Consider the following 24652-nt stretch of genomic DNA (forward strand, 5'->3'; position numbering starts at 1 on the left):
TATCCCTCAATTTGCATCTAATTTATTTTTAAGACAATATGCTCAATAAGTGACTGATTTGCTGTCAATCATATCTCTTAAAGACTAGTGACTCCGCCATCGACTCGTAATTCTGTTCCGACAACAAAACTGGATTCATCTGAGGCCAGAAAGACGGCAGCATGAGCCAGCTCTGCTGGTGTTCCCATCCGCTTGATGGGCACCAACTGGCGGATTTTCTCTGTCAGCTTCTCTTGTTCGCACCCTGACAAACCCAGTTTCTGCAGCGCTGGAGTCTGTGTTGGCCCAGGGCTTAATCCATTCACCCGAATTCCTCTTTCAGCCCATTCTCCCGATAACGTGCGCGCAAGTGACAGCAGCCCTGCCTTACTGGCAGCATAAACACTGCTTTGAGGTAAACCAATATGCACACTGGCCGAACCGCAAAGAATCACCGAGGCAGGGTTAGCCAGTAGAGGTAACAGTGACTGCAATAGGAAAAAAGGCCCTTTCAGGTTGGTGGATAGCACGCGATCAAAACTCGATTCATCCCACTCATCTATCGGCTGGTGAGTGACATCACCAGCATTGATATAAACGATATCCAGGCGCGGCCAGTTCTGGGTCAGTTTGGCGGCAAGTTGAGATTGGTCGATAACATTGCTGGCGTCACTTTTTAGCAGCAAGACCCCACCCCCTAACTCAGTTTGCACAGCGTGCAAAGCGGCTGTATTTCTACCGGTGATGGCAACTGTTGCACCTTCGGCAAGGAACTGGCGGGCTGTTTCTAGCCCAATACCGCTGGTTCCTCCGGTAATTAATGCATATTTATCTTTTAAACGATTCATGATGGACATTCCTTTAATTGCAGCGGAAGACCATTTTTAATACAAAAGTATCTAAAGTATAGTAGGTACCAATTTGATACTAATGATGCAACAGGAAAGCAATGACAACCTATAAGCCCCTCGGCCCTAAAAATAAATCAGCCCCTACATCTGACGAAGCAATAGCAGCAGATAAATGTCCGATGGTGCAATTTGTTGAGCTTATTGCTGGCAAGTGGGCTATTCCAATTCTCTATCGCCTAATTGTGACGGCTGCACCCATCCGATTTGGTGAGTTACAACGAGCAATTAAACCTATCACTCAAAAAGAGCTCACTCGACAACTGCGAGCTTTCGAACAACGAGGTTTGCTTGAGCGCAGGGTCTATGCCGAGGTTCCACCTCGTGTTGAATATGAAATTACGGCATTGGGTAAAACATTGCGACCAACACTGGATTCATTGGCGCAATGGATGAGAATTCATCATAAAGATCTTACTAGCCGTCTGTAATACTAATTACCGTAACCTAAGGAAAAGGCTGATTTTTTACTGCCAGATAAATTGTAGTCGCGTAATACAAGCGATATGTACTACATTTAAAAGGCTGCTCATTAATTATGCAGTATCAAATGGCAATAATAGTTTCAAGGAGAGTGTATGAGTAAGATAACGGGTTGTTGTCCGGAAGAGAACCATCCTAATAGCCGAAGGAACGTGCTTAAAGCTGCTCTTGGCATCACTGCTGCGGGGGTAATAGGTGGGATTGGATTGGGATTGCCTCAAATATCCTATGCAGCGGCCCTGACGCAAGCAGAGAGGGATAAATTAACACCAGATCAAATCGTTGAAGGAATGAAGCAGGGTAACAAACGGTTTATTTCTGGAAAAATGCAGCAACATGATTATCTGGCCCAAAAGAGAAGCAGCGCCGACGGCCAATTCCCAGCGGCAGTTATTCTCAGCTGCATTGATTCCCGCGCACCAGCAGAAATTGTACTAGATACCGGGATAGGTGAAACATTCAATGCTCGAATTGCCGGTAATATCTCTAATGACGATTTATTAGGTAGCTTGGAGTTTGCGTGTGCAGCAGCAGGAGCAAAAGTTATCTTGGTTATGGGGCATACGGCCTGTGGCGCGATAAAAGGTGCCATTGATAACGTTGAACTTGGTAATTTGACGGGTCTTCTCAATAAAATTAAACCAGCAATTGAGATGACTCAGTTTGATGGTGAGAAAAGCAGTAAAAATGAACGTTATGTCGATGCTGTAGCAAAAAATAATGTGAAGCACACTATTGATGAGATACGTAAAAATAGTGAAATAATTAATAAATTAGAGAAAGAAGGAAAAATAAAAATAGTCGGTAGCATGTACAACTTAAATGGTGGGGAAGTCGAGTTCTTTATGTAATTGCTCACCTTTTTTCTATTCCTCTTGAGTTTTCTCAAGGGGAATAGCGGTCATTGGTTTTCTTGGCAACATTAATTTATTTATCCTATTCTCTTTTTTATTGACATCTCTCTCTTGGTCGCAATTAAATTTTATGGTTATATGATTAAAGCAAAGCTTATGCAACAAGATAGTCATGTATATATAGTTATTAAAATGTACTCTATCACTAATGCAAGTTATATAATTAAAGAAACCAGAATTACGTGTTTAGATAAATGGGGAGTGTAAATGTTATTATTCTGTGTAATTGGTAAATATCTTGATTAGTTATTATTAAATAATATTTATTCCTTGAATTTTTCAATTATTATTGTATGTTGAACCTGTGACTACTCATAGTTTATGAGATGAATTAACTAATTAATAAATATTCTAAATAGAACTGTTGTTTTCATTGGTTTGACTTATTAATTCATGATGAATAGTATATTTAAATAACGTATTACTTCACTTTGTTATTATGCAGCATGGCTGTTTGATTTATGTGGGATTTTGAGTGTGTTTTTATAGATCAAAAATATTTTTTAAACATGAAATATTATTAAAAAATATAATTTGATTGGTTTTATTCATTAAGTAAACGCGATAATAGTCACTTGTTCTCTTATCACATCTGCTATGTGATTTGTTTTTATTAACTGAGTGAATATATTTGTAGGGGTTATCTATGTATGTCGATACAGTCTCTGTTGTTTCTGGTAGTAAATTTATTGATATTAATGGAAAAGGAGTGATTGATTATGAAAAAGAGATATCACTGGATTGTTGTATGAATAAAATACATTTCCATTCTAAAAAATTAACTATTGATATTAATGAAAAGCAAAAGAGATTGGTTATGTGTTTGTTTAATTATGTAAATAGAAAACAAGACATTATCAAGGTTGTATGGTATGAAAATCATAAAAGTATTTCTGATAATAACTATCATCAGTTAATACACAAGTTTAGAGTGCATTTAAAAAATGCGGGTATACCTGATGGTATAGTGAAAACAATAAATAGATATGGGCTCAGACTGGATTCGGGAATATTAAATACAATGGTTTCAAATAAGATGAGCGATAGGTTTATTGGTTACTAGAAATAGGTGGCTGTCCACTCTATTATTCATATCAAAATTTCTCTACATGAGAGGTAAGGGTGTTATCATTTTTCACCAGGATAGTAATAACACCCTATGAGATGTTAGTTAAAAATAAAATATATATACTAGATATAGTCATAATAACATGTGTTATATATCAGTTTTATATAGGGCTTATAGCAATAATATATGAAGAAGAGAGGCCAATTCCGCTACTATATGAGTCTGAATATACTGAAGATGATAACTTAACGCAGAGAGTAAAATGGCTGGAGGAAATTAAGCAGATTGATTTTTTTAGAGCAAGTGTCAGTGATGCAACAATAGATGAAGATAACAAAGTAATTACTGATATGGCTAGTGCACCTAGCTATACTGGCAACTTAAAGCTAGCGGGTATTCTGAAACATACGGATGAATCAAAGTCTATTGCAATCCTGAGTATTAATGGAGAGCAAAATATCTACTTTACCCATGATATAATAGAAGATATTAATATAGTAATAGTCATGATTTTAGTGGACAGAATTATAATTAGTGAAAAAAACTTGTATTACACATTAGTTATCCAATAATTAATTCACCCTGATTGATACAGCAAGGGGAGATTTATGAACGGTAATAAAATTTTATATTTAATCTTTTTTATGAAGGGTGAATATTTTTTTAGAGTTAACATAATTAATGCAAAATTATTAATGATGTTGTTAGTGGTTATATTGTCAGCAGAAGTGAATGGAGCTGGGTTTTCTGTTTCGTTCAGAGATGCTGATATAAAAGAGTTTATTAATACAGTAAGTAAAAATATTAATAAAACTATAATTATAGACCCCAAGGTTCAAGGCTTAGTAAGTATTCGTAGTTACGAGTTATTAGATGAAGATAAGTATTATCAATTTTTTTTGAATGTACTTGATGTTTATGGCTATACAGTCGTTGAAATGCCTAACAATATTTTAAAGGTAATCCCCTCAAAGCGTGCAAAAAGTTCAGTTGCTCCGATGCTAAAGGATTTAAATGAAGCTCAGGGTGATGAGCTCGTCAATAGATTTTTTAAACTTAAACATATATCAGCTAAGAATTTGGCCCCATTATTACGACAATTAAATGATAATTCTGAGTCAGGGAATATTATCCATTATGATCCTTCAAACACAATATTAATCACAGGGCGTGCGGCAGTGGTTAATCGCTTGCATTCCATTATTAGTGCATTTGATCTACCAGGAGAGTCAGATATTGAACTCTACAAATTAAGTTATGCAACAGCATCGGATGTTGTTAAATTAATCAATCAGATAATCAATCCAGCCACTGCAAATAGACAGGAAATATTCAATTCAGGAAAAATAATTGCTGATGATAGAACCAACTCAGTATTAGTGAGTGGTGATAATCATACAAGAAAAAAATCCATTCAAATGATTAAGGAACTTGATCAGCAACGAGATAGCTATGGTAATACTAAAGTAATCTACATGAAGTATGCACAAGCATCAAAATTGTTGGATGTCTTAAATGGTGTAAGTCACGGATTTCATAATGATAAAAAATCCATGGGGAGAAGTAGTAACGATAACGTTTCTATCAAGGCGCATGATCAGACAAATTCTTTAGTTATTACTGCTGCGCCTAAAATAATGAAAGAATTAGATCAGGTTATCGAAAAGTTAGATATCAGGCGTGCTCAGGTGTTAGTGGAAGCGATTATAGTTGAGACTCAGAATGGTGAAGGACTCAATCTGGGGGTTCAGTGGGCTAATAAATTTCATGGTGGAGTGAATTTCCTCCAAAATCCTGAAAGTGTAAAAAATAAGAATGGTAGTGAAAATATAGTACCAAAACTAATTACTGGATTAACCGCAGGTTTTTACAAAGGAAATTGGGATGGCCTATTTACTGCGTTAGCAACTAATTTAAATAATAATATTCTTGCGACACCCAGTATCGTTACACTGGATAACATGGAGGCTGAGTTCAATGTAGGCCAAGAGGTTCCTATATTAACATCAACACAAACAACAACAACAGATAAAGTATATAACTCCATTTCAAGACAATCCGTTGGTGTTATGTTAAAAGTCAAACCGCAGATAAATAAAGGAGACTCAGTATTACTGGAGATCAGGCAAGAGGTCTCAAGTGTTGCTGACAGTTCTGATATTAATACGCATAATTTAGGGTCGGTCTTTAATAAAAGGATTGTTAATAATGCCGTTCTGGTTAAAAGTGGTGAAACAGTTGTTGTTGGAGGGCTTTTAGATAAAAAAGTCAATAAAACCATCAATAAAGTACCTCTCCTCGGAGATATCCCTTTCATAGGTGCTTTGTTTAGACAGAGTAAAGAAAAGGTAGAGAAAAGTAATCTTATATTATTTATTAAGCCAACAATACTCAGAGAGACAAGTGACTATACGCAGGTCACAACAGATAAATATACTGCATACAATAACATGTACTCTACTGATGATCTTGAGATGCCACCTATTGATGCCCTAAACGATAGATTAAATAATAATGAATTTGATTTTATCAAAAAAGACATAATTGATTTTTATGAAGCAGTAGGAATAACATATGATTGAAAATAAAACTCAGCCTCTGCCACTAACATTTAGTTGGTCAAGAGATAATGGTGTTATTTTATTCCCTATTGAACATGGTTACCAGCTTATCTGCCGGAACTCTGCTTCTCTTGAGGCAATACTTGAAGCTAATCGAGTCGGAAATCAACCGGATGATCTCAATTTTGTCACTGATGATGAATTTGAGAGTAACCTGGCATTTGTTTATCAAAAAAGCTCGACGCAGTCACATAAAATAATGAGTACTATCAGTGACGAAATAGCGATCTATTCATTTAGCGGTGAAATTCCCGTCAGTGAAGATTTACTGGATACTGACAATGAAGCACCTGTAATAAAATTAATCAATACAATTTTAGCTGAAGCAGTTAAAGAATTAGCTTCAGATATACATATAGACTCTTTTGATAAAAAAATGATTATAAGATTTCGTATTGATGGTGTGTTAAAAAACATCCTGGAGATACATCGAAAAGTCGCGCTATTATTAGTTTCTAGAATTAAAATTATGGCTAAATTAGATATTGCAGAAAAAAGAATTCCACAGGATGGTCGTATCACTCTTAATTTAGCCGGAAGAGCTTTAGATGTCCGTGTTTCAGTATTACCGGTTAATCATGGCGAGCGTGTAGTGATGCGGTTGTTAGATAAAAACAGTTTAAAACTTGACCTAAGGTATCTGGGGATGTCACACAAAAATTGCGACTCTATGAATGCATTAATGCATAAACCACATGGTATCGTTTTAGTTGTTGGCCCTACTGGTGCAGGGAAAAGCACCACGCTCTACGCAGCTTTGATGGCAATAGACGCACAAGAAAAAAATATTATGACGGTTGAGGATCCGATTGAGTTCGATATAGATGGAATATCTCAGACACAGGTAAATTCAAAGATAGATATGACTTTTGCACGTAGTTTGAGAGCAATACTACGACAAGATCCTGATGTTATTCTTATTGGTGAAATCCGAGATACAGAGACGGCCCAGATAGCAGTTCAAGCATCATTGACAGGGCACTTGGTATTATCAACCTTACATGCAAATAGTGCTGTTGGTGCGGTAACAAGACTTAAAGATATGGGTATTGAACCTTTCATGCTCTCAAGCTCATTGCTGGCCGTTTTATCTCAACGATTAGTGCGTCGATTATGTACTGAGTGCCGATTGGAATATTCATGTGTACAAGATGTATTACAAGAAATGAGCACAAACTATCGAGTGCCTTTGCATGGTAACGGATACAGTGCTGTAGGTTGTGGCAAATGTAATGTAACTGGATATCGAGGGCGAGTCGCATTACATGAACTGATGATTATTAATAACAAGGTGCGAGAAGGCATTTATAAAGGGAAAAGTGAAATAGATTTGATCAAACATGCAGAAGGGTATATACGCAGTATTGAACATGATGGTATTGATAAGGTTATTGCCGGGTTAACAACAATAGAGGAAGTAAAACGAATACATCTAGAGGATAAGTATGCCTGTATTTAACTATGCAGCTATAAATAATCAAGGGGTGAAAATAAAAGGCAGTGTCGATGCGGAAAATATGTTAGCAGCCAGACATACTCTTTATCAACAGAATCTCTGTATACTAAATGTAAGAGTCAAACGAGTAAGCCTAACGACTCGAGTAACTAAATATTTTAACAGAGTTAGTAGGGTAGATCTTGTTTTAATGACTCGGCAAATGTCTATTTTAGTTAATGCAGCAATACCATTAGTAGAGGTTCTGGAAATAGTTGAAAAGCAAAGTGTGAAGGGTAATGTTAAGAATATGATTCATGAGATAAGAAATAAAGTAATTGAGGGGCATTCATTTTCAGATTCACTCTTGTTATATTCAAATGTATTTAATACGCTATATCGAGCTATGATTACAGCTGGAGAGGTATCTGGTCATTTAGATATAGTATTGTCAAAATTAGCAGAGCATATTGAACAAACATACAGGGTACAAAAGAAAATAATACAATCATTAATTTATCCGGGCTTTTTAATTTTAATATCTATAGGTGTAATAGTTGTACTTTTATCTGTTGTAATACCTAGCCTCATTGAGCAATTTTCTTTTTATGAACAAGCATTACCATTATCAACCCGAGTTCTTATGGTATCTAGTTACTGGGTTAAGGATAATGCCTTATTTTATATTTTCATTTCCTTTCTATTTTTTGTTTTATTTAATTTATCATTAAGGATAAATAAAGTTAATTTTTTTATTGATGGGTGTTGCTTAAAAATACCTGTTATAGGTAAAGTGATTTCCCAGTTAAACATATCTCGTTATCTAAGAATGATGGCAATTCTAAGCTCTAATGGCATCAGCTTAATTAAAGCAATGAAAATTAGCAATACGGCTTTAACTAACCAATATATTAAAAAGCAACTATTAAATTCGATAAAATTAGTTAGTGAGGGTGACAGTCTTTCATCATCTTTAGCTAGCTGTCGGGGGTTCTCTCCAATGATTTTGCATCTAATCTCATCAGGTGAGCGCAGTGGAAAATTGGATACTATATTAGAAAGAATAACTTTTATTCAAGAACAAGATTTAATTGGTCAGATAGATATATTTATAACATTACTAGAGCCAATAATAATGATTCTCATGGCCGGGTTTATTTTTTTTATTGTTTTGGCAATATTCCAACCAATATTGGAAATGAATAATTTAATTTTGTGATTATTATTTAAGAGGCTGTATGTTAAATCTTAAAAAAGGCGGTTTTACATTATTAGAAGTCATGGTTATTGTTATCATTTTAGGTCTCCTTGCTAGTTTGACAATACCTAGCCTGATGTCTAATAAAAATAGGGCTGATCGACAGAAAGTACTAAGTGATATTGCGGCTATAGAAAATGCATTGGATATGTATAAGTTAGACAATGGTTATTATCCTACAGAGGAACAAGGCATTAAAGCTCTTGTCATTAAACCAATGGAACATCCTACTCCCCAAATTTATCCTTATAATGGCTATATTCGTAGATTACCGAAAGATCCATGGAACAACTCTTATCAGATGAATAATCCCGGACAACATGAAGAGCTTGATATATTTTCTGCAGGACCCGATAGAGTGATAGATACTGACGATGATATAGGCAATTGGTCGGCATCATTAATAGAAAATGAAATAGACAATTCTTTGTGACAGCTAGAGCTATCAATCTAATGAAGAGAGATAACTCATCAAGCTTTGCGGGTTTCACATTATTGGAAGTAATGTTGTCAATGGCTATTTTTGCTATCGCCGGTATCAGTATGGTAAAAATCATTGGTGAACAATTAATACGAAGCAAAGTTTTAGAAGATAAGATTATAGCCTCTTGGGTAGCAGATAATATTTTGACGGAAATTAATATTAAAAGAATAGAACAAGCAGAACAATGGGTAAAAGGAAGTGAGTTGATGATGAATAAACTATGGTATTGGCAATCAAAAGAAACAAAGATTGGGGAAGTTAGCATTGTTACAGTGGAAGTTCGTGGTCAGGTATATAGTAAAAATCCTGATATTATCCTAGAAGGATATCGATATATTAATGAATAAATGTTCATGCTCTGGTTTTACTTTATTAGAGACATTACTTGCAATCACTATTTTCACGTTGATGAGTTTAGCTATATATCAATCTCTAATAATCGTTGTCAAAGGAAGTGATGCAGTTAAAAAGAAAGCAAAACAAATTAATGAGCTAAACGCAGTTATTAATATATTAGAGAGTAATATTTCGCATGCAATAGTATCTTCTCATTTGATAGATGAGAAAGTATCAGGTCGTAACTTTAGATTCGGTAAGTCATTACTGGAAAGTGACGATTTTGGGATCTGCTTTTTTTTAAACACTCACACAGATCCTTATGATTATATCAAATCAGAAATGGTCGGCTTCAGGCTAAGAAATAGATACATAGAAAAACTGAATTATGACCTAGATGAAAATAGCCCAAGAGTATCAAAAATTATCGGAGATGTTACTGGGTTCCGAATCCGAATATATCAAGAACCAGCAGGGTTAAACGAATGGAATGAAAAAAAATCCTTGCCTAAAGCGGTAGAGGTTATTATTGAGTTAGGCAATCAGGGACGCGTTAGGCGAGTCATTACGTTGCTAAACAATACTTCTTAAGCAGGATAGGGATGGTGGAACAGCGTGGCATAGCTCTATTGTTAGTATTATGTATTCTGTTACTTATGAGTGGCATAGTAACAATGTCATCTTACTATTGGTCAGATATTTATTATATAGCTGGAGAAATAAAAAAGAGTAATTCTAAACGATGGCTGTTATTAGGTGTAGAGGATATTTTTTTAAAGAGGATGACTAAAGTAATATCAAATAATAAATTAACAAATGATATTTTACCTTTCATTATCTCTTCATCTGACTTTATGGAAATTAATGATAATTATATTAACTTTAGCTTCATAGAACAAATTAACTGTTTTAATATTAATGCTCTTCAATATTCAACTGTCAATGACAGACCATTAAATATAATTTACCCTTGGTTGGTTTTTAAAAATATCTTGCAGCTAAAAAATACAACAGAGATATCAATAAATAATATGGATTTAAATGACAACTATTATTTTTATGAAAATAATAAAATTAATGAGTCACATATGATATCTGTATTCCCTGACTTATTGGCAAATGAGTTACTCAAAAGTGATAAGTTTTATTTCGATATGTCATCTATTTTTTGTTCTAGAAACGACGATAAGTTATTAATTAACATAAATATGCTAGAGGTTAAGCATAGTAGACTAATACAGGCCATTTTGTTGAATGTGATTAATGATTCTGTTATTAGTGCTGCTATATTATCCAAACCAGTTAATGGTTGGAGTAGTGTTAAAGAATTCTTTGATTTTATTATAAGTAACTCAGATGTCGTAACTGAAGATGTACATAAGCTAAGAGATATTATAGCGTATAATTTTACACATGATGAATACTATTTCTCATCAATATTTAGAACTAATGCTAATGCTGGATATTATCAACTGATAAGTCTATTTAGAATAAAAAATAGCGAGGTGGTTATTTTAGAACGGAGGTTTTCTATCGGTGAATGATTTCCAAGATCGCATTTCTCCAAAAAATAAACTCATCATTAGACTAGGTTGTCATGCTGATGAACCCATATATTGGTATTTAAAGTTAAGAGGGCGGAAGGGTTTTCAGTCTGGAAAATTAAATAACTCTATGGAATTAAAAGATATCTGTAACTTGTCTCATTGTGATGTGACTATCTTAGTGTCCACCAGTTTTATTATTTATAGGAAAGTAGAACTACATAAGAAAAAAATAATAAGGAATTTAAAATACCTTAAGTTTTCTTTTGAAAAAACGATTATTGGTAATATAGATAATTTTCATACTGTTATTTTAAAATATGATAAAAATTTTTGCTATGTTGCTGCGGTTGAACATGAATTAATGAGTTGCTGGCTGAAATGGCTAGATAATGCCGGTATATCTATTAGTCTTATGATTCCTGATGTACTAACTTTACCTTTTAGTGAGGATAAATGCTCATTGTTAAAACTGGATAGTCAATGGTTGATAAGAAATGGTGAGTACTCAGGTTTTTCCATTAAGGAAAGTATTTTTGATAAAATACATCTGGTAAAGGACAAAAACTTGTCAACAAACAGAGTTAATTATATATCGGAGCAACAAAAAAAAGCACACTTAATAAATTTTTGCGATGCGTTAAGCATAATGGCAGAAAACATTAATAAAGATGGTGTCAATTTTCTTAGTGGAAAGTATTCTCGCTATAGAGAGCGGAAGAGTGGTTTTTTTTCCTCCTTTAGGACTATTAGCTTTGGTTTTTTATTATCTATCGGTATGATTTTTAATTTGTTATATAATAAAAAAATGGTGGAGCGTGATATTGATATACTAAATGAAATTTCACTAAGCTTCTATGCGCGCTACCCATCGCTGAAACAGCTTGATTTAGATAGTCATGATTTAAATTATTATAATAACTCATTGAATGATGATTTTGATTTTATTAAAACTTTACATACTTCAAGTGTGTTTATTAAAAATTTAAGTAATCCAATAAATAGAATTAACTTCAGCAATAATGATGGGGCTATTGTTTTTAATTTAGATGAGGTAGAGAGGGGAATGCTAGAAAATGAACTAGACGAGTTGAACGTAGAGGGAGTGACAGTTTCTAAATTCACTCATGATGATAAAACATATGACATGGTTTTTAAATATTAGTTATGAAATTTAAAATATCCATTCTGAGATTTATTTTAAATAATCGGTGGGCTATATTTATTAGCATCCTATTTATTTCAGCTGCGTACTGTTCTCTGAAGTTTTCATTGGAGAATAAATATCTACTAAGAAAATATTCTAAACTAGAAAATAATATAAACTATCATTCGGCTGTTGCAGAGAGGCTAAAACTGAGGGCAGTTTCTTTTTATGATAGAAAAAACATCTCAATAAAAGAAATTGAAAATAGGATTGCATTATTTTTTAATGAAAATGATATTTCTTCTAAGCTCTATCTGCTAGAGCAAGATTCTGTTTTAGTGAAAATTGAAAGTGCTAAATTGTTCAAACTATTAGATGTGCTATTTTTATTGTCTAGTGATAAGACGATTATAATTAGTAAGGTCGATATAAGTATCAGTAAGAATCTAGGTTATGTTTCTGGTGAGATTATTTTACAATTATCACAAGGTATATGATAAAACTATGCTTGATATATATGTCTTTTTTCGTATTCTATTCTACGTTGTTCTTGGGTTCTGCGTCGGCAGTTTTTTAAATGTCATCATATATCGTCTTCCCATTATGTTATCCAGTGCTGTATCCAAAAAAATGATCGGTGATAGCCATATTGGATGTCATAAATTTAGACGTAGGTTTGATTTGTGTTTCCCAAACTCGTTCTGCCCACATTGCTATTGTCCAATCCCATTAAAATATAATATACCTTTATTCGGCTGGTTGTTTTTACGTGGTACGAGCCAGTGCTGTCACAGGAAGATAAATCCTAGATACGTCATTATAGAGATCATTACGGCTTTGTTAACTCTTGCTGTAAGTTATTTCTCTTCAGATGATTACGTTATGATTGCTAGCCTCGTGTTAATTTGGGGGTTGATTGCATTAACTTTCATTGACCTCGATTGTTATCTACTTCCTGATAATATTACATTACCATTATTATGGATTGGGCTACTAATTAATATAAATGATACTTTTTCACCTCTGTCTTTCTCTGTTGTTGGTGCTGCTGCAGGTTACATATTTTTATGGTTTCCATACTTCTTATTTAAAGTTTTCAAAGGTATTGATGGCATGGGATATGGTGATTTTAAATTGATGGCTGCGCTGGGGGCTTGGTTCGGTGTTGCGGCAATACCTTTTCTGATATTACTATCTTCCTGTCTGGGTATTATAAGTTATATCTTTATATATTATTTCTCAAATAATAAATTAAAACATATTGCTTTTGGTCCATACATTGCACTATCTGGTGGTATTTATCTGTTTTTTGGTGACCAAATTACGTTCTTGTTTTAGTAATAAAATTATTTAGGATACTTTCAAACTCGCTACATTTAATATCATGCTCTACTTTATGTGCTTTTATTCCTTGGTATCTGGCTTGGGTTCTATTTGATATTACCATGTGAAATTTTGATGATAATGTGATGTTGTTATTTTTTATCATTCTTACGGCACTTTTAACTATTTCTTCTTCATTGGGTAACCCTTCAATATGGCACATGTCCTTTAAAAAACGAATGCTAGATGTGAGTGCAGTGATTTGTTCTATTATGTTTTTTTCGATTACATTATTTTTATTGTTTAGCTGACATCCAAAAATGATGGGTGCTATAAATAATATTACCTTTGCTTTTTTCAATGTTATTTATCCTCTGTGGTCGTTTAATTTAATGTTTTATAAATTATATCTTATAAACAAGGTTTCAATGATGAACGTTTTTTGTTACTAACCTAATTTTATTGATAGATTTTAATCTTAACATCTGATTCTTTTTATTTGTTATTGAGTTTTTATGATATTTATCACTTTTGGTTTTACTCATGTTTTTTGACTAAGGAAGCTAATGTTATTTCTGTTAACTTCTTAGGGGGACGTTTATGAATGTGAGAGTTAAAAATGGATGAAATAACCATTGGGAATATTATATTTTTCCCACAAAAAAGAACCATTAATAATAAAGGTAGGTTTGTAAAAATAAGGAATAAAGAATCTGAAGTGTTGCTTTTTCTTTGTAATAATTACCCTGCCGCTCTCTCTCGTGAGGAAATAGAGCAAAAGGTGTGGGAAGGTAGTTATGTGACTGATAATACGCTTACGCAAACTATTAGCAATTTGCGTCATGCTTTGGATGATAAAGGACATGAGTTAGTGATGACTATCCCTAAAAAAGGCTATTGCATTGGTATTAAGCCTAAGTTTGTTTTAAATGATCCTTCATGCAATTTATCACTTTCTGATGAGAGTTTATCTGATGAACTGGTCAATGAAAATACAATCTTAGCCTCTACATCTATTGGGCTAATTTATAAAATAACCATATTGTCGCTATTTTTTATTTTCTTGTTTTTTTCCTTTAAAATAACCTCATGTTATTATCAGGTAAGGATTATCGATACCGGGATGTTACCTATATTGGTTAATTTGGATAAAACGAGTGATAAAGATTTTTTGTCTATTTACAATAAACCACCTTATGTTTTTTTGAAGAAGCAAAAAAATGAAGAGTACACTGTCTGTAAATATAAAATGGGTGGGCTAACATGCGAAAAAAAATAACAAAATATATGTTGTTAAGTATTGTTTTAGGGCTGGTGCTAGGGGGCGGTATAGGACGAGTCTATTATTATATTCATCCAATGAGTGATATTGAGGGGTACTGGGAGGTAAATTATGACTTTAGTCATTTAAATGAAAATTATCATGTTCATTCTAGAGTTAGCATTATAAATAGAGAAATAAATTCATCAGCTGATGTTTATGATGATGCTAATTATATAAAGGCTAGGCGTAATATTGTCTTTGATATTGTAGATGTTGACCAAAACATTTTTATCGGAAAAATATCATCTTTATCAATGGTCAATAATAGCGATCGTTATTTATATGATTTTTTAAACACACCTTATTCAGTGAGCCGCCCTATATTTTATAAACTGAACGAAAATACTATTTTGATGGAGCAGTCTCAAGGGCATCCTGTTAATAGTTTTCGGGTGTTGACTCGTGTTGAGATATAAATATTCTCAGGGTTAATGTAATTAAAGTGAAATTTTTACTGTACCATTTTTACTTTATGAAGCAGTAGAGGCTTATTTTCATATTGAAATAAATTTGTCATATTGGGTCGCTAATGTTGATATCTCAATCATAACCAAGTGTAAAAACAATGTTTTCTCGTGTTTATCTTTCTGTTATGAAACTCATGTTTAATGTTAAATCTATATATTCATTTACCAATGGGAAATTTGGTATATTGTTTGGCCTTATTCTAGTTATTAGTCTTTTTTCTCTGTTACAGCTGTTTTCTATCAGTTTTCTGTCTCATATATTGGATAGTACAAAAGTTAATGTTGAGAAAACACATCAGAGCCATCAGCAAGAAGTATTAATGGACCGGGCCAGGATGGAGTTATTAATCGCCAGCGATAAACTCAATCGGGCAGGAATCTATTATATGGAAGATAAAGAGACCGGTTCCGAAGGGAGTTGGCATAGCCTTTTAAGTGAAGCATTACAGTCTTTGCTGCGCTCACAAGATGATTTTCATCAGCTAGAGCGACTTTCTGCTCAAGATAAGCGTCCAGAACTCGTGGCACTCAAGGAGAGTTATCAGCAGTTGTATCAGGGATTAACTGAAGTTGGGCAAGGGCTGGAAAAGAACAACAGTATCGATGCCTTTTTTGAAGTTCCTATTCAAGGCTTTCAGAGTGATTTTACTGAAAAGTATTACCATTATTTGCAGGAAAGCGAAAAAAATCGGACGGTCATGGATGCTCAACTACTTTCTTCACTCTCCTGTGCAAAGCAAGCAGTTATTATCGCCTTGGTGATATTACTGGGTCTGGCTTTCTCTGTTTGGTTGGCGGTGACTCGCTGGGTTATTCGGCCGCTAAATTATCTTATTTCGCAAATACACGTTATTGCCGCGGGTGACTTATCACGTCAAATTGGCCACAACGCTTTTACCAGCCGTGAAGTTCATCAACTGGCTGACAGCATAAGCCAGATGCAGCAAGGGTTGGTGACATTGGTCAGCCAGGTACGTGGTGGTGTCGACGTTATTCTGGCGGGGGTTAATCAAATAGCCGCCGACAACCATCGTATTTCTGAACAAACGCAGTCACAGACCCAATCACTGGCAGCCACTACACTGAATATGAGCCAGCTGACTGTGCGTGTGAAACAGAATTCACTGAGCGCAGATCAGGCTAATCATTTAGCAAATGAAGCAAAAGATATCGCCAGCCACGGCGGGGATATGATGTCTCGCGTGGTCAATTCGATGGCTGATATCTCTACTGGCTCGCAAGAGATAGCCGAAATTATCACCTTGATAGAATCAGTCGCCTTTCAAACCAATATCTTGGCCTTAAACGCCGCTATCGAAGCTGCTCACGCGGGTGAACATGGGCGTGGATTTTCGGTGGTAGCGCGCGAAGTCGGAATACTCGCCCACCAAAGCGGTAATTCTGCTCTGAACATTAAGCGTCTTATCGATAACTCCGCGAAATATATATCTGCGGGGGCCGGTTTAGTGGGGCGTTCTGGAGATAACTTACGCGCAATTATTGATGCAGTCGTTAAGGTGACTGATTTGATGGCGGAAATATCTGCCGCTTCACACGAGCAAAGTCAGGGAATAGAGGATATTTCTGTGCGGGTAGGGATAATTAATGAGGTAACAAAATTGAATGCTGAGTTAGTTGAACAATCTACTCGCGCATCTGAAGTGTTACAGCAGCAAATTTTCCAACTTAACCAGTCGGTGGCCCGTTTTTGCTTACCTGGCGCTGTGCGACCTCCCCAAGATATTCATGAGGAGGTCTTTATCAGTATTTAACGTGCCATGCTATTTTTTAAAAAACGACTCCAGCCCGATGGATCTCCATAATATTCGCTTGCTGGCAGGGTAGTTAGTTTTCCCTGTTTATCTTGCAATACAAATGTGGGAAAGCCGTGCCCATGCACTTTTGCCAGTAATGCGCGGCTTTGTGCAATGTGCTGGCTGGATGTTATTAGTGCAGCATTGAAAGCAGTAATAAATGCCTCAGGATCCAAGCCAATATCGACAGCAAGTTCAGTTAATACTGGCGTATCGGCAATGCGACGGCCTTCGACATAGTGAGCTTGCTGAATGCGATGGAGCATGGTAACACCACACCCAGCCAGCTCTTCTGCTGCCAGAATAGCTGCAATTGGTGGCGTGGAGTCCATAATGGCTGAGGTATCATTCAGCAAACCATTATAATAGCCGTCACCAAAAGTTTGCCCGGTTAACTGGGCAATGCGCTGGTCATGCGGCATAACATAGCCACGCCACTGGCTGTCTATCTGGCGACGATTTGCTCCAGACATCATCCCGCCACCATGTAATACCAATGTCAGGCCAGGAATATCTTGCGCAGCTTGTATAAGTGGCGCGGCGCCATAACACCAACCACATAATGGATCAAAAATGTAATGCAACGTGCTGCTGGACATGGTGTTTTCCTCAATTTTTTCCTGACCGGATAATCTGTATTACTTTATTGTTGTCGCTGCTATTGCGGCCACTTCATTTCGTTCTTCAGTACTTTGGCACTCAATTCCAAGCTAGATTCATCTTTCAGCTCTGGATAATGTTTTTTCATAGCAGCAATCAGTTCAGCGGAATCTTTTGCTTTAGGAATCTCTGCATTTAGCGTCGTTAAATAGTTTTGAGTAAAGGTAACTGAAGCCAATGTTTGTGGCGCATTATCCAGAAAATGTCCCGGTACCACAGTGACAGGTTTCAATGCCTTGATTTTTTCCAGCGTCGTTAGCCAGTGTTGGCGTGATTCTGCTGTTTGGGTGTCTGCTACCCATAAATGAATATTACCGGAGACCGCAACACCACCAACCACGGCTTTCAGTGAAGGGATCCAGACAAATGTCTTTTCTGGTGATGGGCCATCCAAGCCTTCAACTTCGACTTTCTGTCCATCAATAGTAAAGCTCTTACCTTGCAGTTCTTGCGGAACAATCACGCGAGTGGGGGCATTTTCCTTCAAGATTGGGGCCCAATAAGCCATTTTCCCCTCTTTAGTCGCTTTAATTTCTTCAATAGTTTGTGGGGTTGCGATGACTTTAGCTTGTGGGAACGCGCGAGTAATGACATCCAGACCAAAATAAAAATCAGGGTCTGCCTGGCTGATATAGATAGTGGTCAGCTTCTTACCACTTTGTTGGATTTTCTTCACCAAAGCTTCAGCATCATTACGTTGGAATTGTGCATCAATCAGCGCAACCTCAGTTTTGCCACTGATGATTTCTGATGATACCGGGAAGATGCTTTTTTCACCGGGATTGTAGACTTCCATTTTCAACTGCTCAGCGGCGTTAGCCGTTGATACTGCTGCAAAAGTAGCTAAACCGGCAAAGGTCATTGGTAAGAGTGTTTTAGTTAACATGTTTGTTTTCCTGGTAGTGACTGGGTATGGGTTAGATAATAGATTGCATGAATCGATAGAAAAACCTGATAATAGGCAATTATTTGTTGCTTAAATCGAGCTAATCATGGATAGGATCACCGCCGCTGAAGTCTTTGTCGCCATTGTTGAACGCGGCAGTATGATTGCTGCCGCTGATGCTTTAGAGATGTCACGGGCAATGGTGACGCGCTATCTGGCTCAGATGGAGCAGTGGGCAGGGGCGCGTTTATTACACCGAACAACCCGTAAACTGAGTTTGACCCATGCTGGAGAGGCTACGCTTGAGCGCTGCCGTCGTATGCTTGAGTTTGCCCAAGATATGGATTTAGTTGAGGGGCAGGAAGATGGCGAGCTACGTGGATTATTGCGTATCAGTTGCTCTCAGTCTCTTGGGCAAAGTGCATTGGCAATTGCCGTCGCTGGCTATCTGCACCGTTATCCGCAGGTGGCCGTTGATTTACAGATGAATAATCGCACGGTTAATTTAGTGGAAGAGCGTATTGATTTGGCATTGCGTATCACCAATGACTTAGACCCTAACTTGATCGCGCGCCCACTTGCTACTTGTCATTCCGTGGTCTGTGCTGCACCAAGCTATCTCTCTGCCAAAGGAACGCCCAAAGATCCCCATGATCTGGCGGTACATAACTGCCTGACATACTCCTATTTCGGCAAAAGTTTGTGGCACTTTGATCAACAGGGCGTGAAATCATCCGTCGCTGTTGGGGGGAATTTAAGCGCTAACGAATCGGTGGTTTTGCTCAGCGGAGCATTGGAGGGGGCCGGTATTACTTTGCAACCCAGCTACTCCGCCGCACCCTATATTGCCAGTGGACAGCTTGTTAAGTTATTGCCTGATTATCAGCCGCAGTCGATGGGTATTTATGGTATTTATACTTCCCGGCGGCAAATGCCAGCGACGTTGAGGACGATGTTAGATTATTTGGTGGAGTGGTTTGCCACTCATCCCCTGCCGACTTGAAGCTGTTGTCGTGTCGTTACATTCTCAAACATATTTTTATTATTAATGATGCGGCTAAATCATTTTTTATTTCATTAGGTTATCGCTTAAATGAAGATAGGGTTACTTATCAGGCTAGTTATAACTCTGTTCATTACTAGTTATTATTCATCAACTCATGCTATTTCTAGCGGGTAAGTTTAGAGATTAAATAATTATAAATAATAGGGTTATTGCTGGGTGACTCGGCAATTGGCTCCATTCTTTTTGCCTCATTTCTACTCACTACCGTGTGCCAGTTAATTAATTATGACTGGCAACAATTTGTCTGCCTGTTACCTAAACGGGCTGATATTGTCTGACTGGGAGCTTGTATTATGCCTGTTGCATTGCTGGCATTAGCACTGAGTGCTTTTGCTATTGGTACCACCGAATTTGTTATTATGGGATTGCTGCCTCAAGTGGCGGGTGATTTGCAAATCACTATTCCTACCGCCGGTTGGTTGATCAGTGGCTATGCGCTGGGAGTGGCTATTGGCGCACCTATCATGGCGGTGCTAACCGCCAAATTGCCACGTAGAAAAACATTATTGCTATTAATGGTGATCTTTATCATCGGCAATTTAATGTGTGCATTGGCTTATAGCTATGATTTCCTGATGTTGGCCAGAGTCATTACCGCACTGTGTCATGGGGCGTTCTTTGGTATTGGTGCCGTGGTTGCAGCTAATCTGGTCGCACCAAATCGTCGTGCTTCTGCGGTGGCGCTGATGTTCACCGGCCTGACACTGGCCAATGTGCTGGGTGTACCGCTGGGAACAGCTTTAGGGCAAGCTTTCGGCTGGCGCTCCACATTTTGGGTGGTTGCGGTGATTGGCCTGTTCTCACTGGCGGCGCTCTATAGCAAGCTGCCTTCTTCTCAGAATGAGGCTCCCACCGAGCTACGTAAAGAGATTGCCGCGCTGCGCGGTGGGGGTATCTGGCTATCTTTGTTGATGACAGTCTTTTTTGCCGCCGCTATGTTTGCTCTCTTTACTTATATCGCGCCGATTCTGACCGAAGTGACCCAGGTATCTGAGCACGGTGTCAGTTGGACATTGCTGTTGATGGGCGTGGGGTTGACCTTGGGGAATATTGTTGGCGGGCGGCTGGCCGATTGGCGTTTGCCGGTTAGCCTCACCATGACATTTTTGTTGATCGCGCTGTTATCCGCTCTATTTAGTTGGACAAGTCATTCATTATTGGCTGCGGAAGTGACTCTATTTTTGTGGTCTGCGGCGGCATTCTCCGCAGTGCCTGCATTACAAATCAACGTGGTGACTTACGGTAAGAAAGCCCCTAATTTAGTTTCGACCTTGAATATTGCAGCCTTTAACGTCGGTAATGCATTAGGTGCCTGGGTGGGGGGCGTGGTGATTACCCAAGGATTAGGACTGACGGCAGTACCACTGGCTGCCGCCGTACTGGCCGTTATTGGTTTGCTGCTGTGCCTGTTTACTTTCTCTCGGGCGCAGGCCGGTAAGGTCAAAACGGCTTAATGAGCTAAAACAGATCAATATTGTGGGGCAATCACCGCGGTTAGACGTTGTTGGAAGGTGATTGCCTGCTGTTTTAAGTGCTCAATAAAAGTATCGACCAACGTTGATGATGGGCGGTGAATGGGTTTTATCAAGCTAATAGTAAAAGGAATTTCTACACTAAATGGTCGGACACAGACACCTTCACCCGCCCCTTTGCTGATGTAATCCAATGCTGTTAGTGGGTTAACGATGGAGACCCCGACACCTTCCCGTACCATGGCGCAAACTGATGCTGCACTATGCGTTTCCAGCACCAATCGTCGATTAATCCCTTGTTCGGTAAACAGATTATCCAGCAACTGACGATAACTGTCGGTGACTGACAAGCTGATAAAATTCTCGCCTTGGAAATCTTGCGGTGTCAGCACCGTTTTGTGTTGCAACGGATGGTCATTGGGCAAGACACAAACTTCATTCACCGTCATCAGTGTGTGGCGCACTGTGCCAGCCGGAGTGTGGGTATTCTCAGTCAAACCCAGGTCGTGGCGCTGAGCTGAGAGCCACTCTTCTAATAGCGGTGATTCCTGCGGGATAACGCTCAGACTGACTTCTGGGTAGCGATCAATAAAAGGTCTGCATACACCGGGTAGCAATGATTGAGAAAACACTGGCAAGCAAGCAATAGAAAGCTGCGCATGTTGAAATTGGCGAATCCCCTCAGCGGCCTGCTTGATGCGATCAAGCCCGTAATAAGAGCGCTGTACCTCTTCAAATAAACGCAAACCTTGTACGGTGGGATAAAGGCGGCCACGTACACGGTCAAACAGTTTTAGTTGAACCAATTGCTCAAAGCGCGCTAGCTCACGGCTAACGGTGGGTTGTGATGTTTGCAGCAATAATGCGGCTTCGGTGAGATTTCCGGTGGTCATCACTGCATGAAAAATTTCGATTTGTCGTAAGGAAATTGCGGGCATTATTGTGCTCCTACGGTGGCGACAGAATCATCTAACCCATATCATAAATGAATAGACTAAGGGTAAATAGATATTTTCCAAGCAGGCACTGAGTTGCTAATAATTGACCTATCAGCGAAATCCCTTCTTTCGCCCAATATTTTGATGACTCACTATTAGGAAAGACCTATGCCACATGCGCTTAACGACCTATCTTCGGCACTGACTGCCCAAAATCTGATTGCTTTGCCTGAGCGTTTTGGCTGCCCGGTATGGGCCTATGATGGTGATATTATCACGCAAAAAATCAATCAATTACGGAGTTTTGATGTCATCCGTTTTGCGCAGAAAGCCTGCTCGAATATTCATATTCTAGGTTTGATGCGCAACCAAGGGGTCAAGGTGGACTCCGTTTCCTTGGGCGAGATTGAGCGCGCATTACAGGCCGGTTTCCAACCAGGGCAGGAACCTGCTGAAATTGTCTTCACGGCGGATTTACTGGATCAGGCGACATTATTGCGGGTGACAGAATTACACATTCCAGTGAATGCCGGTTCAATCGACATGCTGGAGCAGTTGGGGCAGCATGCGCCCGGCCATCCAGTTTGGCTGCGGGTCAATCCGGGTTTTGGTCATGGGCACAGCCAGAAAACCAATACCGGCGGTGAAAACAGCAAACATGGTATCTGGCACGAAGATCTCCCTCTGGCTATCAAAAAAATTGAGCAATATGGTTTAACACTAGTCGGTATTCATATGCATATTGGTTCTGGTGTTGATTACCAGCATCTGGAACAAGTCTGTGATGCCATGGTGCAGCAGGTTATTGATCTTGGGCAGGATATCAGCGCTATTTCTGCCGGGGGTGGGTTATCGATCCCCTACCAATTTGGTGATGATGAGATTGATACCGAGCATTATTATGGTTTATGGAATAGCGCCAGAGAGCGGATCGCCGCACATTTGGGCCATCCGGTCAGTCTTGAAATCGAACCAGGACGTTTTTTGATGGCGGAATCTGGTGTGTTAATCGCACAGGTTCGGGCAGTGAAAGATATGGGTCGTCGGCACTATGTTTTGGTCGATGCTGGTTTTAACGATCTGATGCGCCCGGCGATGTACGGCAGTTATCACCACATCTCATTGTTACCTGCGGATGGGCGATCACTGGCTGACGAACCATTGATTGAAACTGTGGTGGCAGGGCCGCTGTGTGAGTCAGGTGATGTGTTTACCCAAGAAGCGGGGGGTGGGTTGGAGACTCGCGCTTTGCCAATGGCTAAAATTGGTGACTATTTAGTCTTCCACGATACCGGAGCCTATGGTGCATCAATGTCTTCTAACTACAACAGCCGCCCACTATTACCGGAAGTGTTGTTTGAGCAGGGTCAACCGCGTTTGATCCGCCGGCGGCAAACCATCGAAGAATTGATTGCATTAGAACAGTTTTAATTTTTATCCGGCTGATAGCCTGCCACTGAGAATCAACAGTGGCAGGCTATGTTCAGTACCCACTTCTTTAGCAGTAATATGGTCCCGGTACCACAGACTCTCGTAGTTTCAGCTCGCCGGTAAAGGGGGTCAGTGGCAACACTTTTTTCCCTGCAATCAATCTCAGAGCTTGAGTAATCGCGGCTTCAATCATTGCATCAATAGGAAGATAAACTGTTGATAGTGAAGGCTGTAAGTAAGGCGCTGTTGGCTCGTCATCAAAGCCAAATAACGAAACATCTTCTGGCAGCTTTTTCCCCGCCTGACTGAGGGCTTTCATCGCCCCAATTGCCATATCATCATTATAGATAAACAGGGCGCTGAACTTAATATTGCGCGCCAATAAGGTTTGGCAACCTTTATAGCCATCGGGCACGCCGTTCTCGCCGTGGGCAATCAACTCATCATTGAGAGGAATGCCGTGACGGGTTAATGCTTGCTGATAACCAGCAAGGCGCGATTGCGCCGTGGAGGTGGCAATGGGCCCGGTGATGCAGGCAATATCACGATGCCCTTGTTCAATCAGATAGTTAACTGCGTTGAATGCTGCTTGTTGCTGCTCAAAGAACACGCAATGTTCACGCGCTTGCGGTAAATCACGGTTGATCACCATCAATGGGGTGGGCACGTTGGCAAGCAACTGCATTAAATCTGCTTCCGACATTGAACGCGTATAAAGAATAATAGCGTCACAACGGCGGTCGGCCAGCAGTTGAACAGCTTGTTGTTCACCTTCCGGTGTATCGTGCCCATCCGTCACAATCAGATGTTTACCACTGGCTTCAATCAGTTTTGCGGCCTGATGGAGCAGGCGGCCAAAATAGGGGCCTTCAAAGTTGGAAACCACTAAACCTATGCTGTTGGAGCTTTTATTTGCCAGTGACTGAGCCAGGAAGTTAGGGCGATAACCCAACTCATCCATAGCTTTAAACACCGCTTCGCGGGTGCTTTCCTTAACCTGTCCGGTGCCATTAAGCACCCTGGATACAGTCGCCTTGGACACTCCTGCGCGCAAAGAGACATCCAACATGGTAATCATCAATTGTAGACCTCT

At 38.6% G+C, this 24652-nt stretch carries 26 protein-coding genes; 20 read left to right on the plus strand and 6 right to left on the minus strand.

Translation table 11 applies throughout. The features are described 5' to 3' along the window. Positions 1 to 77 precede the first annotated feature (77 nt). A complete protein-coding gene (locus DJ58_RS12795) occupies positions 78 to 827 on the minus strand; it encodes an SDR family oxidoreductase (RefSeq protein WP_032910275.1) in 750 nt (249 codons plus the stop codon). A 101-nt stretch (positions 828 to 928) separates the two neighbouring features. Between DJ58_RS12795 and DJ58_RS0121745 the strand changes: the two genes are divergently transcribed. From DJ58_RS0121745 to DJ58_RS12735, 14 genes are all read left to right on the plus strand, one after another. Then, the gene (locus DJ58_RS0121745) at positions 929 to 1318 is read left to right on the plus strand and encodes a winged helix-turn-helix transcriptional regulator (RefSeq protein ID WP_004706769.1); all 390 of its coding nucleotides are present in this window, start codon (positions 929 to 931) and stop codon (positions 1316 to 1318) included. 147 nt (positions 1319 to 1465) lie between these two features. Next, positions 1466 to 2221 (plus strand): carbonic anhydrase, encoded by a 756-nt coding sequence (locus DJ58_RS12790; RefSeq protein ID WP_032910273.1) that lies wholly within the window; start codon positions 1466 to 1468, stop codon positions 2219 to 2221. A 709-nt stretch (positions 2222 to 2930) separates the two neighbouring features. Further along, the gene (locus tag DJ58_RS12785) at positions 2931 to 3347 is read left to right on the plus strand and encodes a winged helix-turn-helix domain-containing protein (RefSeq protein WP_004706766.1); all 417 of its coding nucleotides are present in this window, start codon (positions 2931 to 2933) and stop codon (positions 3345 to 3347) included. Positions 3348 to 3406: 59 nt separating this feature from the next. Then, the gene (locus tag DJ58_RS12780; RefSeq protein WP_032910272.1) at positions 3407 to 3925 is read left to right on the plus strand and encodes a type II secretion system protein N; all 519 of its coding nucleotides are present in this window, start codon (positions 3407 to 3409) and stop codon (positions 3923 to 3925) included. Between the two features lie 123 nt (positions 3926 to 4048). After that, positions 4049 to 5935, plus strand: coding sequence for a type II secretion system secretin GspD (gene gspD, locus DJ58_RS12775; protein ID WP_226977663.1), 1887 nt, complete (start codon positions 4049 to 4051; stop codon positions 5933 to 5935). Continuing rightward, positions 5928 to 7433, plus strand: a complete 1506-nt coding sequence (gspE, locus tag DJ58_RS12770) for a type II secretion system ATPase GspE (protein WP_032910271.1) — start codon at positions 5928 to 5930, stop codon at positions 7431 to 7433. The genes gspD and gspE overlap by 8 nt, the downstream gene beginning before the upstream one ends. Further along, a complete protein-coding gene (locus DJ58_RS12765; RefSeq protein ID WP_032913228.1) occupies positions 7420 to 8628 on the plus strand; it encodes a type II secretion system F family protein in 1209 nt (402 codons plus the stop codon). The genes gspE and DJ58_RS12765 overlap by 14 nt, the downstream gene beginning before the upstream one ends. Before the next feature lie 19 nt (positions 8629 to 8647). Then, positions 8648 to 9100 (plus strand): type II secretion system major pseudopilin GspG, encoded by a 453-nt coding sequence (gene gspG, locus DJ58_RS12760; protein WP_004706761.1) that lies wholly within the window; start codon positions 8648 to 8650, stop codon positions 9098 to 9100. 20 nt (positions 9101 to 9120) lie between these two features. Then, positions 9121 to 9498, plus strand: a complete 378-nt coding sequence (gene gspI / locus DJ58_RS12755; protein WP_004706760.1) for a type II secretion system minor pseudopilin GspI — start codon at positions 9121 to 9123, stop codon at positions 9496 to 9498. Next, positions 9491 to 10078: a type II secretion system minor pseudopilin GspJ gene (gene gspJ, locus DJ58_RS12750; protein WP_032910270.1), complete on the plus strand. Its 588-nt coding sequence runs from the start codon at positions 9491 to 9493 to the stop codon at positions 10076 to 10078. The genes gspI and gspJ overlap by 8 nt, the downstream gene beginning before the upstream one ends. Positions 10079 to 10089: 11 nt before the next feature. Then, the gene (locus tag DJ58_RS22195; RefSeq protein ID WP_004706758.1) at positions 10090 to 11031 is read left to right on the plus strand and encodes a hypothetical protein; all 942 of its coding nucleotides are present in this window, start codon (positions 10090 to 10092) and stop codon (positions 11029 to 11031) included. Further along, the gene (gene gspL / locus DJ58_RS12745; protein WP_050504535.1) at positions 11024 to 12196 is read left to right on the plus strand and encodes a type II secretion system protein GspL; all 1173 of its coding nucleotides are present in this window, start codon (positions 11024 to 11026) and stop codon (positions 12194 to 12196) included. Before DJ58_RS22195 ends, gspL begins: the two co-directional genes overlap by 8 nt. 107 nt (positions 12197 to 12303) lie before the next feature. Continuing rightward, entirely contained in the window at positions 12304 to 12675 is a 372-nt protein-coding gene (locus DJ58_RS12740; protein ID WP_004706755.1) for a hypothetical protein, read from the plus strand. A 7-nt stretch (positions 12676 to 12682) separates the two neighbouring features. Next, positions 12683 to 13516 (plus strand): prepilin peptidase, encoded by an 834-nt coding sequence (locus DJ58_RS12735; RefSeq protein WP_004706754.1) that lies wholly within the window; start codon positions 12683 to 12685, stop codon positions 13514 to 13516. Here DJ58_RS12735 and gspS read toward each other — a convergent pair. Further along, complete coding sequence (gene gspS, locus DJ58_RS12730) at positions 13500 to 13862, minus strand: type II secretion system pilot lipoprotein GspS (protein ID WP_161598500.1); 363 nt, start codon at positions 13860 to 13862, stop codon at positions 13500 to 13502. The two genes, DJ58_RS12735 and gspS, sit on opposite strands and share 17 nt — an antisense overlap. 258 nt (positions 13863 to 14120) lie before the next feature. Here gspS and DJ58_RS12725 point away from each other — a divergent pair, with 258 nt between their 5' ends. From DJ58_RS12725 to DJ58_RS12715, 3 genes are all read left to right on the plus strand, one after another. Next, positions 14121 to 14780 carry a winged helix-turn-helix domain-containing protein gene (locus DJ58_RS12725; protein WP_004706753.1) on the plus strand — a complete coding sequence of 220 codons (660 nt, stop codon included), beginning with the start codon at positions 14121 to 14123 and terminating at the stop codon, positions 14778 to 14780. Next, positions 14765 to 15241, plus strand: a complete 477-nt coding sequence (locus DJ58_RS12720; RefSeq protein ID WP_032910267.1) for a hypothetical protein — start codon at positions 14765 to 14767, stop codon at positions 15239 to 15241. The genes DJ58_RS12725 and DJ58_RS12720 overlap by 16 nt, the downstream gene beginning before the upstream one ends. 149 nt (positions 15242 to 15390) lie before the next feature. Then, a complete protein-coding gene (locus DJ58_RS12715) occupies positions 15391 to 17064 on the plus strand; it encodes a methyl-accepting chemotaxis protein (protein WP_032910266.1) in 1674 nt (557 codons plus the stop codon). On the opposite strand, the gene DJ58_RS12710 is transcribed toward DJ58_RS12715, so the two are convergent. After that, positions 17061 to 17705 (minus strand): DsbA family protein, encoded by a 645-nt coding sequence (locus tag DJ58_RS12710; RefSeq protein WP_032910264.1) that lies wholly within the window; start codon positions 17703 to 17705, stop codon positions 17061 to 17063. The two genes, DJ58_RS12715 and DJ58_RS12710, sit on opposite strands and share 4 nt — an antisense overlap. Before the next feature lie 59 nt (positions 17706 to 17764). Beyond that, the gene (locus DJ58_RS12705) at positions 17765 to 18652 is read right to left on the minus strand and encodes an MBL fold metallo-hydrolase (RefSeq protein ID WP_032910262.1); all 888 of its coding nucleotides are present in this window, start codon (positions 18650 to 18652) and stop codon (positions 17765 to 17767) included. 106 nt (positions 18653 to 18758) lie between these two features. Between DJ58_RS12705 and DJ58_RS12700 the strand changes: the two genes are divergently transcribed. Both DJ58_RS12700 and DJ58_RS12695 read left to right on the plus strand, forming a co-directional pair. Next, positions 18759 to 19655: a LysR family transcriptional regulator gene (locus tag DJ58_RS12700; protein WP_004706749.1), complete on the plus strand. Its 897-nt coding sequence runs from the start codon at positions 18759 to 18761 to the stop codon at positions 19653 to 19655. Positions 19656 to 20011: 356 nt separating this feature from the next. Continuing rightward, on the plus strand, positions 20012 to 21172 hold the full coding sequence (locus DJ58_RS12695) for an MFS transporter (protein WP_004706747.1): 1161 nt from the start codon (positions 20012 to 20014) through the stop codon (positions 21170 to 21172). 14 nt (positions 21173 to 21186) lie between these two features. Here DJ58_RS12695 and DJ58_RS12690 read toward each other — a convergent pair whose 3' ends face one another. Beyond that, positions 21187 to 22128, minus strand: a complete 942-nt coding sequence (locus DJ58_RS12690; RefSeq protein ID WP_032910260.1) for a LysR family transcriptional regulator — start codon at positions 22126 to 22128, stop codon at positions 21187 to 21189. A gap of 168 nt (positions 22129 to 22296) precedes the next feature. On the opposite strand from DJ58_RS12690, the gene lysA reads away from it, so the two are divergent. Further along, positions 22297 to 23559, plus strand: a complete 1263-nt coding sequence (gene lysA / locus DJ58_RS12685) for a diaminopimelate decarboxylase (RefSeq protein WP_004706745.1) — start codon at positions 22297 to 22299, stop codon at positions 23557 to 23559. Positions 23560 to 23626: 67 nt separating this feature from the next. On the opposite strand, the gene DJ58_RS12680 is transcribed toward lysA, so the two are convergent. After that, positions 23627 to 24637, minus strand: a complete 1011-nt coding sequence (locus DJ58_RS12680) for a LacI family DNA-binding transcriptional regulator (protein WP_004706744.1) — start codon at positions 24635 to 24637, stop codon at positions 23627 to 23629. Positions 24638 to 24652 lie beyond the last annotated feature (15 nt).

The sequence above is a fragment of the Yersinia frederiksenii ATCC 33641 genome (assembly GCF_000754805.1).
Classification (GTDB): domain Bacteria; phylum Pseudomonadota; class Gammaproteobacteria; order Enterobacterales; family Enterobacteriaceae; genus Yersinia; species Yersinia frederiksenii.